The sequence below is a fragment of the Dyella sp. OK584 genome, assembly GCF_057787755.1.
This window is the reverse complement of record NZ_CM173542.1, coordinates 2,222,227-2,237,145: the sequence shown is the minus strand read 5'-3', so window position 1 is coordinate 2,237,145 and position 14,919 is coordinate 2,222,227. Positions and strand designations below refer to the sequence as shown.

Here is a 14,919-nt window from a genome sequence, read left to right as displayed (position 1 = left end):
CACTCCAGGCGGAGCGTGCTTTTTGTGATGAGTCCGGCCATGAACGGCCGGTCTTGCTTTTGTCCGCCTGGACGGCGGACAAAAATAAAGGGCGCCACGCGCCCTTCCTGCATGCAAGGCGTGGCTCTAGTCAGCGTTGGAAGCTCGTAGTTGCCATGTCACACACTCGACCAGCGCGGGAACGCGGGCCACCTTGTTTCCGATGGATTCGTAGCGGAACGCTAGTTTAGCCCACCCCGCGCTGTCAATTCAGCAGGTGTCGCAAATCAGTCCCACCATTGGCGGCGACAGAATGCGCGCCCCACCCCGGAGGCTTCGCGATGCGCATTCTCGTCACCGGCACGGCCGGATTCATTGGCGCCGCCTTGACCAAGTGGCTGCTGGCGCGTGGCGACGAGGTCTATGGCATCGACAACCATAACGACTACTACGACCCGGCCCTGAAAGAAGCCGCCTGGCAGGTTTCATCCAACATTCGAACTACACCCATCGACGCGCCGATCTGGCCGACGCTACCGCCGTGAATGACGCCTTTGCCGAGTTCCGTCCGCAACGCGTCGTGAATCTGGCCGCGCAAGCTGGTGTGCGCTATTCGCTGAAGAATCCTCAGGCGTACGTACAGAGCAATCTCGTCGGCTTCGTCAATATTCTGGAAGCCTGCCGGCACGGCAAGATCGAGCACCTGGTGTACGCCTCATCCAGTTCGGTATACAGCACTAATCGCAAGCTTCCGTTTGCCATCGAGGACGCGGTTGATCACCCGGTGAGTCTGTATGCGGCGCGCAAGAAAGCCAACGAATTGATGGCCATACGTATAGCCATCTATACGACCTGCCAACCACGGGGCTGCGCTTCTTCACGGTCTATGGCCCCTTGGGCCGCCCCGACATGGCGCCCATGCTTTTCGCCGACCGCATCAGTCGTGGCGAGCCCATCGACGTGTTCAACTATGGCAATCACAGCCGCGATTTCACCTATATCGACGACATCGTCGAAGGTGTCATTCGCACGCTCGATCACGTCGCTCTGCCTGATCCGGCCTACGACGCCCTGCATCCCAGCGCTGGCAGTTCCAGTGCGCCATATCGCGTGTACAACATCGGCAACGACCAGCCGGTACAGCTGCTTCGCTTCATCGAGCTGATGGAGCAACACCTCGATCGCACCGTGGAAAAGCGCCTGCTGCCGATGCAGCCGGGCGATGTACCCGATACCTGGGCTGATGTATCGGCGTTACGACGCGATGTGGGTTACGCGCCCAATACCTCCATCGAAGATGGCGTGGCGCGTTTCGTGGCGTGGCGTGGTATCGAGAGTACTTCCAGCGCGGCGAATAGACGCTGCGCCCTTACCTGCGGAATATCAGAAAAGCTCGCTCAGAAGGGTTTGGCGATGACCAGGAAGAGCACACCCAGGAGCACCAGCACCGGCAACTCGTTCGTGATGCGAAGCGCCCTGGAAGACGGCAGCGCCCCACCCTGCTCGACACGCTTGAGCAATCGCCCGGTCCAGCCGAAATAAGCCAGCAACAAGACGACCAGCGTGAGCTTGGCGTCGATCCAGTGAAGCGGCGCCGTGACGTTCGGCAGCCACTGCGGAAATACCCGCCAGCCCTGCCACAGCGTCAGGCCAAACAGGAAAGCCATACCGAACATGTGGTGCCCGTAGCGGTAAAGCCGCCGGCCCATCAACACCAACCGAGCCCGCACGGCGGGTTCGTCGCCAGCCTCGACGATATTCACCAGGATGCGCGGCAGGTAGAACACGGTGGCCATCCAGGCGATGACAAACAGCAGATGAAAGCTCTTGATCCACAGGTACGTCATCAACTGGCTCCTTCGGCGCAAAAAGAAACGGCGCGAACCCTAAGTCCGCGCCGTTTCGTCGGTATTGGTGGGTAGTACAAGGATCGAACGTGTGACCCCTACCATGTCAAGGGGATCTGATCTCCCCGGTTGGGGCTAGCCAGAATCTTACCGGAAAATTGGGAGGTGACATCTGGATACGCACGTCGCAACGAACCTCGTCACGACGACCTCCGAGAGTGCCGTTTCGCCAATCATGGGGTCAGGGTACGTTTTCGTGAAACCGTACCCTGACCCCTGTTTCGCGACGTTACTTGCCGGGGCTCGCTATGGTGAGCTCCACGCGGCGATTCTGCGCCTTCCCATCCGGCGTATCGTTGGAAGCTACCGGATTGGTCTCACCGAAGCCGTGAGCCGAGACCATATCGGACTTGACGCCCTGCGAGATCATGTATTGCATCACGTTGTCAGCCCGTTTTTGAGACAGGATGACATTGGTCGTGACGCCCTGATTCGCGAGTGCCGCACCTATGGGCGTGCTATCCGTGTAGCCGTTCACGTTGATCTTGTTTTTCTGATGAGGCGCCAGGATCTTAGCCACCTTGGCAATGCTCGTCTTGGCCTCAGCCGACATCTCCCAACCGCCCGAGGGGAACAGCAACTGGCTGTTGACCGAAACCTTGATCGCATCTTGCATGCGCGTGATATGCACATCGCGGGACGAGATCTCGGAGCCCATGGTGTCGTTCAGTTCCTTGTATTGCGCCTCGAGTTCAGCATTCTTTTGCTGTGACTCGTCATATTTCTGCTGCGACACGCAGCCAGCCATCAGCAGCGTTACACCTAATACGCACAGTGTCTGAAACTTCATCATTGGGGTTCCCCTCTCACCGAGAAGTTGTACGGAAGCGATATTGTCCCCGGAAGAAAACTGCCATCCGTGGCAATGATCTTCACCGGCACACTGTGAACAAAACAAAAAGAAATCGCCTCGTACGCCCGGTCGCGTAGCAGATAAGCCCGCCATAGTGGGCGACTCGGGTAAGTAGTTTTACTTATTTTTCTCGATGGCCCGGACGTATATCGTCTTATACGGCCACAAGAGAATGACATCCATTTCAAGGCTCACGCCGAGATCAATATGGCCATGGCACTGGTCATTTGTGCCGCTGTCATCCTCTTCCTGATTCTCCGAAGTCGCCGGTCTGGTGGGGTCACAAGAGGTGGCTCTATGACTGGCCGCCAAGTGGCACGTTCAATAGAAACATTGTTGGAGAATCAAATTATCAGGATGCCCTCGAACGCCTGTGCGGAGGAAAGAAGCGCGACAGCGTTGAAATGCGCTTTGAAGCTCGGCTTATCCCCGAAAACAACAATGCCTATGATGACCAGGCAGTCAGAGTTGATATCGCCGGCATGACAGTCGGTTATCTCTCGCGAGCGAACGCGAGGACGTATCGACAACGCCTCATCAAGATGGCTACACCTGATGCGGTAATGACTTGTAGCGCGATGGTCGTGGGTGGCTGGCGGCGGTCAGTCGACGATGAGGGCGATTTCGGCGTGAAGCTCGCCATGCCACTCGCCAGGACCAAGAGCAAGCAACGAAAATGATCAGGCATACGTACCGGCCGGCGGCATATGTTCGAGGACAAGCCGGTTGACGCATCATCGGTCGTTCGCTTGCTGGTCTTGCCTAGATGACCCTTAAATCATTTCGCGGTCACAGAAATTTTCCTCGCGCGCGATGTCCGCGCCGGCCAGCTTTTGTTTCCGTCACTCTCCCTCCCTGGCTCGGCACCCTCTGCCAATGGCCGACGCGCATCAGCGTTCGCGGGAATCGTCTCCGGCAACTGCTCTAGCCGTTCCCGGGCGCGGAAAGCGCCACGCGCAACAAGCGTTTCGCGATACACGCCAACAAAATTGGGCATCGCCTTGATTGCCGCACCTCAATTCACATCGTGCACATTGCGTGCTGTGAAAGAGGGGCTTATTCGGTGAACGTTCTATAGGCGCAAACAAAAAGAGGAGCCCTCTCGGACTCCTCTTTCTATCCCATTCGATCAATGGGTTACGAATTGGTGGGCGGTACAAGGATCGAACTTGTGACCCCTACCATGTCAAGGTAGTGCTCTACCGCTGAGCTAACCGCCCGGAGCTCGCCCGGCATGCCGTGCAAGCCGCGCAGTATACGTGCTCCGGTCTCCGGCGACAACCGCCCCTCGTCAAGCCCCTCAACGCAAGGCCCGCTCGCGCAGCTGGTGGATCTGGTCGCGCAATCGGCCCGCTTCCTCGAACTCCAGGTTCTCGGCGTGCTTATACATCTGCGCCTCCAGCTTCTTGATCATGGTCGAGGCCTGGTCTGCGCTGAGCGAGGCGTACTCGCCAGCCTGCTCGGCCACGGCAGCACGTCGATCGCCTCGGCTGACACGGCCACGCGTCGACCCCTCGCTGCGCGCACCTTCCATGATGTCGGCAATGCGCCGCACCACCGATTGCGGGGTGATGCCGTGCTCCTCGTTATGAGCCTGTTGTTTCTCGCGGCGGCGTGCCGTCTCGTCCATCGCGGCCTGCATCGAACGGGTCACCTTATCTGCGTAAAGGATCGCCTTGCCGCGCAGGTTGCGTGCCGCACGACCGATGGTCTGGATCAGCGAACCGGTGGAGCGCAGGAAGCCCTCCTTGTCCGCATCCAGGATCGCCACCAGCGAGACCTCGGGCATGTCCAGGCCCTCGCGTAGCAGGTTGATGCCCACCAGCACATCGAACTCGCCCAGGCGCAGGTCGCGGATGATCTCTACGCGCTCCACTGTCTCGATGTCCGAGTGCAGGTAACGCACCTTGACGCCGTGCTCGCTCAGGTACTCGGTGAGGTTTTCAGCCATGCGCTTGGTCAGCGTGGTCACAAGCACGCGATCGCCCATGGCGACGCGTTTGTGCACCTCGCCCAGCAGGTCGTCGACCTGGGTACGAACAGGGCGCACTTCTACTTCCGGATCGATCAGGCCGGTGGGGCGCACGACCAGCTCGACGATGGCGTCGCCTGATTTCTTCAGCTCGTATTCGCGCGGCGTTGCCGAAACATAGATCGAGCGCGGAGCACGAAGCTCCCATTCTTCGAAACGGAGAGGGCGGTTATCCATGGCCGACGGCAGACGGAAACCGAACTCCACCAGCGTCTCCTTGCGCGAGCGGTCGCCCTTGTACATGGCGCCCAGCTGCGGAATCGTCACATGCGATTCGTCGACCACCAGCAACGCATCAGCAGGCAGATAGTCGAACAACGTCGGCGGTGGCTCGCCCGGCCCGCGTCGCGTGAGATGGCGCGAGTAGTTCTCGATACCCTGGCAGTAGCCCACCTCGGCCATCATCTCGATGTCGAAGCGCGTGCGCTGATCCAGGCGCTGCGCCTCGACCAGCTTGTTGTCCTTGTAGAGCTGTTCCAGCCGCTCTTTCAACTCGACCTTGACGGTCTCGATCGCGTTGAGCACGCTCTCGCGTGTGCTCGCGTAATGCGTGCGCGGATAGACCGTGTAGCGCGGCACTTTACGAATGGTTTCGCCGGTGAGCGGGTCGAACAGCGACATGTTTTCCACCTCGCCATCGAACAGCTCGATGCGCAATGCCTCCGTCTCGGATTCGGCGGGAAATACATCGATCACCTCACCGCGCACACGATACGTGCCTCGACGCAACTCCAGTTCGTTGCGTGTGTATTGAAGCTCGGTCAGCTGACGGATCAGCGCGCGTTGATCGATGCGCTCGCCCTTCGCCAGGATCAGGCGCAGCGACAGGTAATCCTCAGGATCACCCAGGCCGTAGATCGCCGATACGGTGGCGACGATGATCGAGTCCTTGCGCGACAACAAGGCTTTGGTCGCAGCCAGGCGCATCTGCTCGATGTGTTCGTTGATCGAGGCATCCTTCTCGATGAAGGTATCCGAGGCCACCACATAGGCTTCTGGCTGGTAGTAGTCGTAGTAGCTGACGAAGTATTCCACCGCGTTGTGCGGAAAGAACTCCTTGAACTCGCCATACAGCTGCGCCGCGAGCGTCTTGTTCGGCGCCATCACGATGGTTGGTCGCTGCACTTGCTGGATGACGTTGGCGATGGTGTAGGTCTTGCCCGAGCCGGTGACACCCAGCAGCGTCTGGGCCGCGAGCCCGGCCTCGAAGCCCTCGGCAAGTTTGCGAATAGCCTCGGGCTGATCGCCGGATGGCTTGTAGGGTGAAACCAGTTCGAAGCGGTCAGTCATGGCAGGCTACATGCGGTCGCGTGGAAGCATTTTAAATCGCCCTGCTGACAGGGCCCGTCAGCAGGCTACGACAACAACACCATCTAGCCGACGACTGCGATGGGTCGACAGACTGGATAGCCTGCGCCCTCCATCGGCGCAGGGAGAGGCGCGTGAGGCAACGACACGAACGAGGCCAATCCAATGGCCTGCGCGGTTTCACACTGATCGAGCAGATCCTGACCACCATGATCATTGCCGTGCTCGCCTGCATGGCAGCGCCGGCCCTGGGGCATCTGGTCAGGCGCAATCGGCTCCAGACAGCTCAGTCGGACATCATTGCCGCGCTCCAGCAAGTGCGCAGCCTTGCCCTTCATACACGTCAACGCGCCATGCTGTGCCCTACTCGCGACGGTGAGCATTGCTCCGACGAACTGCATTGGGAGAACGGCTGGCTGCTTGGGCATTATCGCAGCGACCGCGCTGATCAATTGGACGATGCGCCTGCGCTGGTCGCCAGCGTTCACGACCAGATCACCATCCTGAGCACCACGGGCCGCCGCCGCATCCGTTTCCAGGCCGATGGGACCGCACATGGCAGCAACGCCAGCTTCACGCTGTGTCGCACCGGACTAGCTGAAGAGGCCCTCGCCGTGACCGTCGCCAATTCAGGCCGAGTATTTGGCGCCAAAGCCTCACCGGAGCAGGCGAACCGTTGCGCCAACGGCGGCTGAAATCACCGCAAATATCCCCAGGCCATAAAAAAACAAGGCCCCACATCGCTGTGAGGCCTTGTCGAATATGGCGCCCGAAGCTGGACTCGAACCAGCGACCCCCTGATTAACAGTCAAGTGCTCTAACCAGCTGAGCTATTCGGGCGGGGTGAGCTAGATAGTTTGAATATCCAGCGCCGGGCTGTCAAGACGTTTTCCGTGACCGAAACGGCTTCAGCTGGTCGCTTCGCCGGTGAGAACCCGATAGCAAGGCACATAGGCCGTGCCGCCTGGCAGCTTCATGCGGCTCTGCCCCACAAATGCCTTCAGCAGCTCATCGAGCGCCTGCATCACGTCGCCATCGCCATCGATATCGAACGGGCCGTTCTGCTCGATGGCGCGCATGCCATCTTCCTTCACGTTGCCCGCGACGATGCCGGAGAAAGCACGGCGCAGGTCCGCCGCCAGCTCGTGGCGCGGACGGTCGCGATGGATGGCCAGCGCGCGCATGGCCTCGTGCGTCGGACGGAACGGCAGCTGGAACGCATACGGGATGCTGAGCGACCAGTTGAAGAAGAACGCGTCCTTGGTATCGAGGCGATAGTTGCGCACCTTGTCGATGCCGCGAACCATCGCCCGCGCAACTGCGGCCGGGTCATCAACGATGATCTGGTAGTGCTGCGCCACGCTGTCGCCCATGGTCAGGCGCAGGAAACGGTCGATCTGTTCGAAATAGGCGGCCGACTGTTTCGGACCGGTGAGGATCAGCGGGAACGGAACGCCCGCGTTGTCCGGATGCAGCAGGATGCCCAGCAGATAGAGGATTTCCTCCGCCGTGCCCACGCCACCCGGGAACACGATGATGCCGTGGCCCATACGTACGAAGGCTTCGAGACGCTTCTCGATGTCCGGCATGATCACCAGGTGATTCACGATCGGATTGGGCGATTCGGCCGCGATAATGCCCGGCTCGGTGATACCAATGTATCGATTGTTGCGGCGACGCTGTTTGGCGTGAGCGATCGTGGCGCCCTTCATCGGCCCCTTCATGGCGCCCGGGCCGCAGCCCGTGCAGATATCCAGGCCACGCAAGCCGAGCTGATAACCCACCTGCTTGGTGTATTCGTATTCGTCGCGCGAGATCGAATGGCCACCCCAGCACACCACAAGGTTGGGATCGATCTGCGGCTTGAGGATGCGCGCGTTGCGCAGGATCTCGAACACCACGTGGGTGAGACCGACGCTGTCGTCCAGGTCGAAATTGCCCTGCTCCATCTGCGTCGACACGTAGACGATGTCGCGTACCACGGCCACCAGCAATTCGTTGATACCGCGGATGATCTGGCCATCGACGAACGCCTGCGACGGCGCATGCGTCAACTCAATCTTGATGCCGCGATCCTGCTGCAGCACCTGGATGTCGAAATCGGGGAACTGTTCGAGGATCGTGCGCGGATCATCGCTCATGCTGCCGGAAGTCAGCACCGCCAGCGCGCAACGGCGCAGCAAGGCGTGCATGCCCGACCCACTGGCATCGCGCAGGCGGGCCACTTCGTTACGGGAAAGAATATCCAGGCCACCGGCGGGCGAAATGCGCGCGCTGACGGTGGTGGCTCGACCGGACTTGCCGGCTTGCGTGTCATTCATTGAAGCATTCTCCTGGCCGCGCCATCGCGGCTCATACGTCCGCGTGAAACGACGCGGACCGTGTAGCTTCCCGCGCCGGGCATAGCAGGGTCAAGCTGCGGGGCTTTTTCACATTTCCCCAATAAAAAGCCGGCGCCCTTTCGGACGCCGGCTCCATACATCGAAGATCGCAAAAGCTCGCGTTAGAACGTGTAACGCAGGCTCAGCATCGCAGACCAGCGCGAAGCCGGGTTGACCTTCGTTGCACTGTTGTCGGTCGAGCTGTCGTACACGGTCTTCGGACCCGGCTGGTAGTTGCCATTGGCATCGGTCGGCAGGCTGTAGATGTACTTGCCGGTAGCTGGATCGACGCCTGCGAAGTTGGCCAGCGTACGGATGTACGGGAAGCCCACGTAGTTCTGCTGGCCCCACTTGTCGTTCATCAGGTTCAGGACGTTGTAGATGTCCAGGCGAATCTCGCCCTTGTTGCCCTTGAAGAAGCCAGGCACTTCCTGACTGAAGCTCAGATCGAGCTGGTTGATCCATGCGGACTTGGCGGCATTGCGGCCAGCCACCTTGCCCTGGTGATCGCGCAGATAGTCGTCGCTCTTGATGAAATCGTAGAACTGCTGCTCAAGGTTGGCAGCCTGCGCGGGCGAGGCGGCCTTGATGATCACCTGACCGGGCTGCGGGATGTAGACCAGGTCGCGAGCGTAGCTGTCGCCGTTGGAGTCGTTGCCGAACACCCAGCTGTACGGCACACCGCTGTGGCCATCATAGAAGGCGCTAACCGTCGTGGCGTAGTTGCCGAAGAAGGCGTGCGACCAGGCCACCGACGCATTCACGCGCAGCGGAACGTTGGTGTTGGAGGTGGAAGCGACGTCTTCGTTCGGGTTGTACCAGGCGTTGTTGCTGAAGTTCGACGTAGCCTGGCTGGATGTACCCGGGTTCACTTCCGTGGCATGCGAGCCGGTCACCGCAAAGCTGGCGGACCAATCGTTGGAGAACGCCTTGCTCAACGACAGCGTCAGCGAATCGGCTCCGCCCTTGCTGGTGTTGGTGAGGTACGTGACGCCCTGAGCGAATCGATTGTCGGCACGGATGCGAGCGTTGTTGCCGGTGATGGCATTACCCGCAGCGTTCGCGTTGCAGTTGGCGCCCGTCGTACCACCGACCGCAGCCGAACCACCGATGCAGCCGTAGTAGGTGAAACGGCCGTCCGGCATGATGCCCGACGGATCGCCAATGTTGAGGTTCTTGTAGAGGATCGCGTTGCGCACATCGATGTGCTGGTATTCGGCGCTCGCGATGATGCCCATCCACGGCAGTTCGCGGTCGATCGCCAGCGACGCCTTCCACACGCTCGGCAGCTGGAAGTTCGGATCGATGGTGTCCACGGCCATCTGCGGCTTCGTGCCGGCACCGCTGGTGTTCTGCGCAAGCGGATCGGCGCTGAAGGTCGGGCAAGGAACGTTCACACCGCTGAACCGGCACAGACCGTTGGCCTGACGGTCGTACTGGTACGTGACGATGTTGATGCCGTTGTTCTGGTAAGGATTGGTCATCCACACCGTCGGCGGGCTGGACTGGAACAGGCCAACGCCACCGCGCAACTGGGTCTTCAGATCGGTGTCAAAGGTGTAGTTGAACGACAGGCGCGGCTGCACGAGGGTGCTGCCATTGACCGTGGCTGCATTGCTGAAGCCGAACTTCTGCTCGAACGTGGCGTTGTACAGCGGCTTGTCGTCGGTCAGGTACTTGTTGACGCGGAAGCCGTACTGCACCGACAGGTTGTTGTTGACCTGCCAGGTGTCCTGCAGGAAGAAATCATGCTCGCGCAGCTCCCACTTCGCGGCGATGTCGCTCAGCGAGTAGGTCGGCGCCGGCTGGTACAAGTTGTAACCGGTGTAGGCTGCGTTTTCGAAAGCACCGATGCTGTTGAAGGTATACGCACCGAACTCGGTGCGGCCGAACAAGTTGTAGATGCGATTGCGGCCAAGGTTGAAGCCACCCTTCACCGTGTGATCGCCCAGATACAGCGTGCCAGCCCAGAACGCCGTCAGATCCTTCACCGAGGCCGCGTTGTAATGGCTGAACTGGTCCTCGCCAAGATTGACGGTCGGACCCGTAGCGGTATTGGTGTTGTTGACGCGCACGGTGATCATCGGCTGCTGCGTCGAGACGGTGCGGTTCAGCGAAAAATCGCTGTAGGCAATCTTGGTCTCGGTCGAGAAGATGTCGTTCCAGTCGTCGAAGAACTGCAACGTGTAGTTCTTGTTGTTGGTATTGACGTTGTACCAGTAGCTGCTCAGGCCGATGCTCGTAGCACCATTACCCTGCGGATTCGGCTTGAATTCCTTGGTCTGCTGGTAGGCGAAGCTGGCGCGGTGCTGGTCGGTGATGTTCCAGTCGATCTTGGCCAGATAGCGCTTGTCCTGCAGGTCGCCTGCATCGGCGCCAAGACTGCCCGGCGTCAGGCCCAGCTTGTTCGCCGCAGCGATGATGCGGTCCAGATCAGCCTGGGAGACTTTGTTGCCGGTGGAGCTGGTGAGGCTCGTGTCGAGACCGTTGGCTGCGCCCGAGCTCAGGCCGGTGATCTTTTCCTTCTCGAAGCTGCCGAAGAAGAACAGCTTGTCCTTGATGATCGGGCCGCCGAAGGTCGCGCCAGCCTTCCAGTTGGTGTCGAACTCGGTGTAGTCACGATTGGTGTCCAGCCAACCGGCCTTGCCCACCATGCTGTCGGCATTCTTGTAGGTGTAGTAGACCGAACCGTGATAATCGTTGGTACCGCTCTTGGTCACCGCATTGATCTCGGCGCCGACCGCGTCGGAAACGACATCGTAGTTGGCGGTCGAGATGCTGTATTCCTCGATCGTGTCCATCGAGACCGGCGAGCCAACGGTCGGCAGGCCGCTGCCGTTCAGGCCGAACGGGTCGCCCACGCCCAGGCCGTCAACCTTGATGCTGTTGAGGCGGGCGTTCTGGCCGTTGGCCGAGATCGCGCCAGTCACATGGTCCACATTGACGCGCGGATCGAGGCGAGCGATGTCGGCGATGTTGCCGCTCGGCGTCGGAGTCATCTTCAACTGGCGCTGCGAGACGTTGGTCGACAGACCCTTGTTCTCGGCCGTGAAGAGCTGCTGGCCGGCAATGGCGGAAACAGTCACGCCTTCGAGATTCTGCGCGGCCTGAGCGGCACCCATGGTCAGGTTGACCGCGGTGTCCTGTGATAGCTGCAGATAGACGTTGTCCTGTTCGGACTGGGTACCTTCCTTGACGACCTTGACGTCGAACGGACCGCCGACACGCAGACCCTGGGCGGCATAGCGGCCGCTGGCATCCGTGGTGGTGGTCTTGGTGGTACCCGTGGGCTCATGCACGATCTGGACGGTGGCGCCGGCCACCGGCTGGCCGCCGGCATCTACCACACGGCCACTGATCGAGGAGGAGGTGTCCTGCGCCAGCACAGGCGCGGTCGCCAGCAGCGTGGCAATCGCCACCGGCAGAAGTTTCGTGCGCAAAGAGTAGTTCATCGAGATTCGATCCCCTGACAGATTCGCAAAAAAGGGCATGGGACCAGCACAGAGGAGTCCCATGCCCCTCCGCCACCGTCTTAAGTGACTGATTCCCGTAATTATTTGATGCGTCCTGGGGAGCTTCTTGAAGCCGCCAGCCTGGACTCATCACGACGAATGTAAGCGCATTTTATTACAAATTCGTAACTTTTTGACAAATTCCTCACATTTCCTTCGCCGCATCCTTACGCAATTCGCATGCTCTTGCCCTTGACCTGGTCCGCAGGAAGCAAAAAAAACCGGCGCCTTTCGACGCCGGTTCAAAGACAGACAAGTTTTTCCAGGAAATCAGAAGAACGAGGCGCCCACCGTCACCATGAAGGTGCGCGGCTCTAGCAGCGAGTAGTACGGCGCGGACGTCGCGAGTGGCTTGCCGTCCGGACCCACGTAGCCCGCACTGTTGTTCGCCAGGAACGCACCGGCGTTGTTGGCATTGGTGAACGCGTGGTGGTCGGTGATGTTGGACACGTTGAGCTTGATGTACGGCTTGCGGAACCAGCTCGCCCAGTCGTTGAAGCGGTAGCCGGCGTTCAAGCCGAAGGTGCTGTAACCCCCGACCTTTTCGGTGTTCATGAAATCGCCGTACATCGAGCTGTGGTAGTTGCCATAGATGCTCGCCCACAGCGGGCCGTTGTCATAGCTCAGCGCGGTGTACACGAGATTGCGCGGCGTATTGAACAGCTGCTTGCCTTCCGTCGGATACAGCACGTACTGGCCAGCCTTGTTCTTGCCTGCGTTGAGATCGCTCTCAACGGTGGCCTCGGTGTAGGTGTACGAACCGTAGATCTTCCAGGCCTCAGTGAAGTTGAAGCTCGCCTCGGCGTTGAAGCCCTGCTGCTTCACGCGGGCGATCTCGGTATACACCGGCTCACCCGTGAGCTGGTCCTTCGCAGAGATGGTCTTGTTGTTGAAGTTGCTGTGATAGACCATCACATTGGCCGAGAAACGATCGTTGTAGAAGCGATAGCCGAGGTCATTGTTCCAGGCCGACTCCGGCTTGTTGGCAGCCGTGCCGGTGATCTGGTTGAGGAACACGGCGCCATTCGGCGGCGCGCGGAACGTCTCGCCGATGCCGTAATAGATCTGGCTGTTCTCGTTGGGCGAGAACTTCACACCTGCGGTCGGCGTCACCTTGTGGTACGTGCCCGACAAGTCGGCATCACCGAACTCCTTGCCAAAACCGCCCGTGGAACCGGGGTTCTCATACGCAAAGCCCGAGCGATCCACATGCAGGTAAGCCACACCCGCGGTGAACAACCACTGGTCATTCGGCGTCCACGTATCGGTGATGAAACCCTTCTTGATCTCGGTCGTGGTGTATTCCTCGTAGGCGTTCTGGATCTGGCCATCGGGATACAGCACATAGTTCGAGTCGCCCCAGGTGTTGTTCGGCACGCCGGTGGCCCAGCTGGCCATGCTGAAGCGGTCGTTCTGCTGCTGGCGTGTGCGCTCGTACCAGAATCCGTATTCGAGCGCGTTGTCGGTGCTCAGGTCCTGGTTGAACTTCGCGATCACACCCGGACGATAGGTGGTGCTGCTGCTGAAACCGTACACCAGCGCCTTCTTGCCATTCGGGCCCGTGACGATGGAACCATCCTGGTTCAGATCCTGATGCGCCGATTCGTACAGATTCTGGGTCGCATTGGTAGTCTCGGCGAAGAACGAGTTGCCGGTACCGCCACCGCCATCGCCGTACTGGAAGTACGGCACCACCGACAAGCGGAGCGTGTCGGCCAGCTTGAACTCGCCATCCAGGCTGAACATGTAGTTGCGGAACGGATTGGTGTGCAGCTGATAGTACTGGCTGTCGCCCGGCGTATAGGTCGTGTCGTAGTCGTAGAAGTAGCCGTGCTTTTGCAGGTCAGACTTGCCCAGGCTGTAGTAGCTATTGCGCACTTCGCGGTTGTACTGCAGCGACGCGCTGATCGAGTTGTTTTCGTTGATCGTCCACAGCGACTTGCCTTCGACCTTGGTGACATTCAGGTCACCCGCACCGCGCCACTTGTCGACCGAGTTATCCGAATAGGACAACCAGGAACGCACCGGACCCGTGTCGCCCGTGTTCAAACGCACGAAGGTGCGACGGTAATCATGCGAGCCCAGCGACTGCGTGAAGTCCACGCCCGCCGTATGTGACGGATCGATGGTCGCCCAGGCGATGTGACCGCCGGCGGCGCCCGAATCGGGCATGTCCACGTCAGGAATGCCCTGCAGCACCGTGATGTCACCATAGTTTTCGGAGTCGCCGTACTCCGTGGCGTACACCGCGTAGCTACCCGAGTCGGTGATCGGCGCGCCATTCACCGTCACACCGATTTCGCTGGAGTTGAAGCCGCGAATGGAATAGTTGCCGTCCGACAGGCCGGTCACGTCGTCGGTGGAGGCGTTCACGCCCGGGATGCTGCTGATCATCTGGGTGAAGTTGCTGCCCGGCGGTGCCTTGACGATGGCATCGCGGCCGATGGTCGAAACCGCCTTCGGCGCCGTCTGCACCGACATCAGACCGCCACCTAGCGACAGGCTCTGTGCCTGCACCGTCACCGTGTTCAATTCCTGAACGCGCTTGGTGTCGTTGGACGTCGTGCTGTTGGAGGTGCTCGACACACTGCTGCGCTGCGTCACCTCTTTGTTGGCGACAGGCTGATCCGTTTGGCTGGCGGCATCCTGGGCCACGACAGAACCTGCAGCCATACAAAACACGACAGCGATCGCCATGGAAAGGTGGTTCCGTTTCATCATCTCGATTTCCAGAAGTTACAAAGTTGGAGGGACCGGACAGCCCGGGGGCGACTGGCCAACGGCTTTGGGGACAGGGAGGAGCATCACCCGCTAGAAAACCCTTTCGATGGCCGAAAGAAAATGCGCAACCATTTGTATGGAAACGTAATTTCATGCCATTTAACGTAATTTTAAACGTTTCCTTTGGGCGTAAAAAAACCCGATCGGTTGAGATCGGGTAGAAATT

General features: G+C 59.8%; 8 protein-coding genes, 2 tRNA genes and 1 pseudogene. 3 read left to right on the top strand and 8 right to left on the bottom strand.

Features of this window, described 5'->3' with window-relative positions:
- Nucleotides 1-320: 320 nt before the first annotated feature.
- A pseudogene (locus AC3CBN_RS09915) lies at nucleotides 321-1,302 on the top strand (NAD-dependent epimerase/dehydratase family protein); the annotation flags it as partial.
- A 74-nt stretch (nucleotides 1,303-1,376) separates the two neighbouring features.
- On the opposite strand, the gene AC3CBN_RS09910 reads toward AC3CBN_RS09915, so the two are convergent.
- Together AC3CBN_RS09910 and AC3CBN_RS09905 are read right to left on the bottom strand one after the other, a co-directional pair.
- Nucleotides 1,377-1,829, bottom strand: coding sequence for a CopD family protein (locus tag AC3CBN_RS09910; protein WP_488636630.1), 453 nt, complete (start codon nucleotides 1,827-1,829; stop codon nucleotides 1,377-1,379).
- Nucleotides 1,830-2,115: 286 nt separating this feature from the next.
- Nucleotides 2,116-2,679: an OmpA/MotB family protein gene (locus AC3CBN_RS09905; RefSeq protein ID WP_488636629.1), complete on the bottom strand. Its 564-nt coding sequence runs from the start codon at nucleotides 2,677-2,679 to the stop codon at nucleotides 2,116-2,118.
- 464 nt (nucleotides 2,680-3,143) lie between these two features.
- Between AC3CBN_RS09905 and AC3CBN_RS09900 the strand changes: the two genes are divergently transcribed.
- Complete coding sequence (locus tag AC3CBN_RS09900; RefSeq protein WP_488636628.1) at nucleotides 3,144-3,419, top strand: hypothetical protein; 276 nt, start codon at nucleotides 3,144-3,146, stop codon at nucleotides 3,417-3,419.
- Nucleotides 3,420-3,884: 465 nt separating this feature from the next.
- On the opposite strand, the gene AC3CBN_RS09895 is transcribed toward AC3CBN_RS09900, so the two are convergent.
- A tRNA-Val gene (locus AC3CBN_RS09895) sits at nucleotides 3,885-3,959 on the bottom strand.
- An 80-nt stretch (nucleotides 3,960-4,039) separates the two neighbouring features.
- Nucleotides 4,040-6,061, bottom strand: coding sequence for an excinuclease ABC subunit UvrB (uvrB, locus tag AC3CBN_RS09890; protein ID WP_488636627.1), 2,022 nt, complete (start codon nucleotides 6,059-6,061; stop codon nucleotides 4,040-4,042).
- A 152-nt stretch (nucleotides 6,062-6,213) separates the two neighbouring features.
- On the opposite strand from uvrB, the gene AC3CBN_RS09885 reads away from it, so the two are divergent.
- Nucleotides 6,214-6,774: a GspH/FimT family pseudopilin gene (locus AC3CBN_RS09885; protein WP_488636626.1), complete on the top strand. Its 561-nt coding sequence runs from the start codon at nucleotides 6,214-6,216 to the stop codon at nucleotides 6,772-6,774.
- A gap of 68 nt (nucleotides 6,775-6,842) precedes the next feature.
- Here AC3CBN_RS09885 and AC3CBN_RS09880 read toward each other — a convergent pair.
- The 4 genes from AC3CBN_RS09880 to AC3CBN_RS09865 form a co-directional block, all read right to left on the bottom strand.
- A tRNA-Asn gene (locus AC3CBN_RS09880) sits at nucleotides 6,843-6,919 on the bottom strand.
- A 68-nt stretch (nucleotides 6,920-6,987) separates the two neighbouring features.
- The gene (ppnN, locus tag AC3CBN_RS09875) at nucleotides 6,988-8,400 is read right to left on the bottom strand and encodes a nucleotide 5'-monophosphate nucleosidase PpnN (protein WP_488636625.1); all 1,413 of its coding nucleotides are present in this window, start codon (nucleotides 8,398-8,400) and stop codon (nucleotides 6,988-6,990) included.
- A 182-nt stretch (nucleotides 8,401-8,582) separates the two neighbouring features.
- Complete coding sequence (locus tag AC3CBN_RS09870) at nucleotides 8,583-11,912, bottom strand: TonB-dependent receptor (RefSeq protein WP_488636624.1); 3,330 nt, start codon at nucleotides 11,910-11,912, stop codon at nucleotides 8,583-8,585.
- Between the two features lie 330 nt (nucleotides 11,913-12,242).
- Nucleotides 12,243-14,669: a TonB-dependent receptor gene (locus tag AC3CBN_RS09865; protein WP_488636623.1), complete on the bottom strand. Its 2,427-nt coding sequence runs from the start codon at nucleotides 14,667-14,669 to the stop codon at nucleotides 12,243-12,245.
- Between the last annotated feature and the right edge of the window lie 250 nt (nucleotides 14,670-14,919).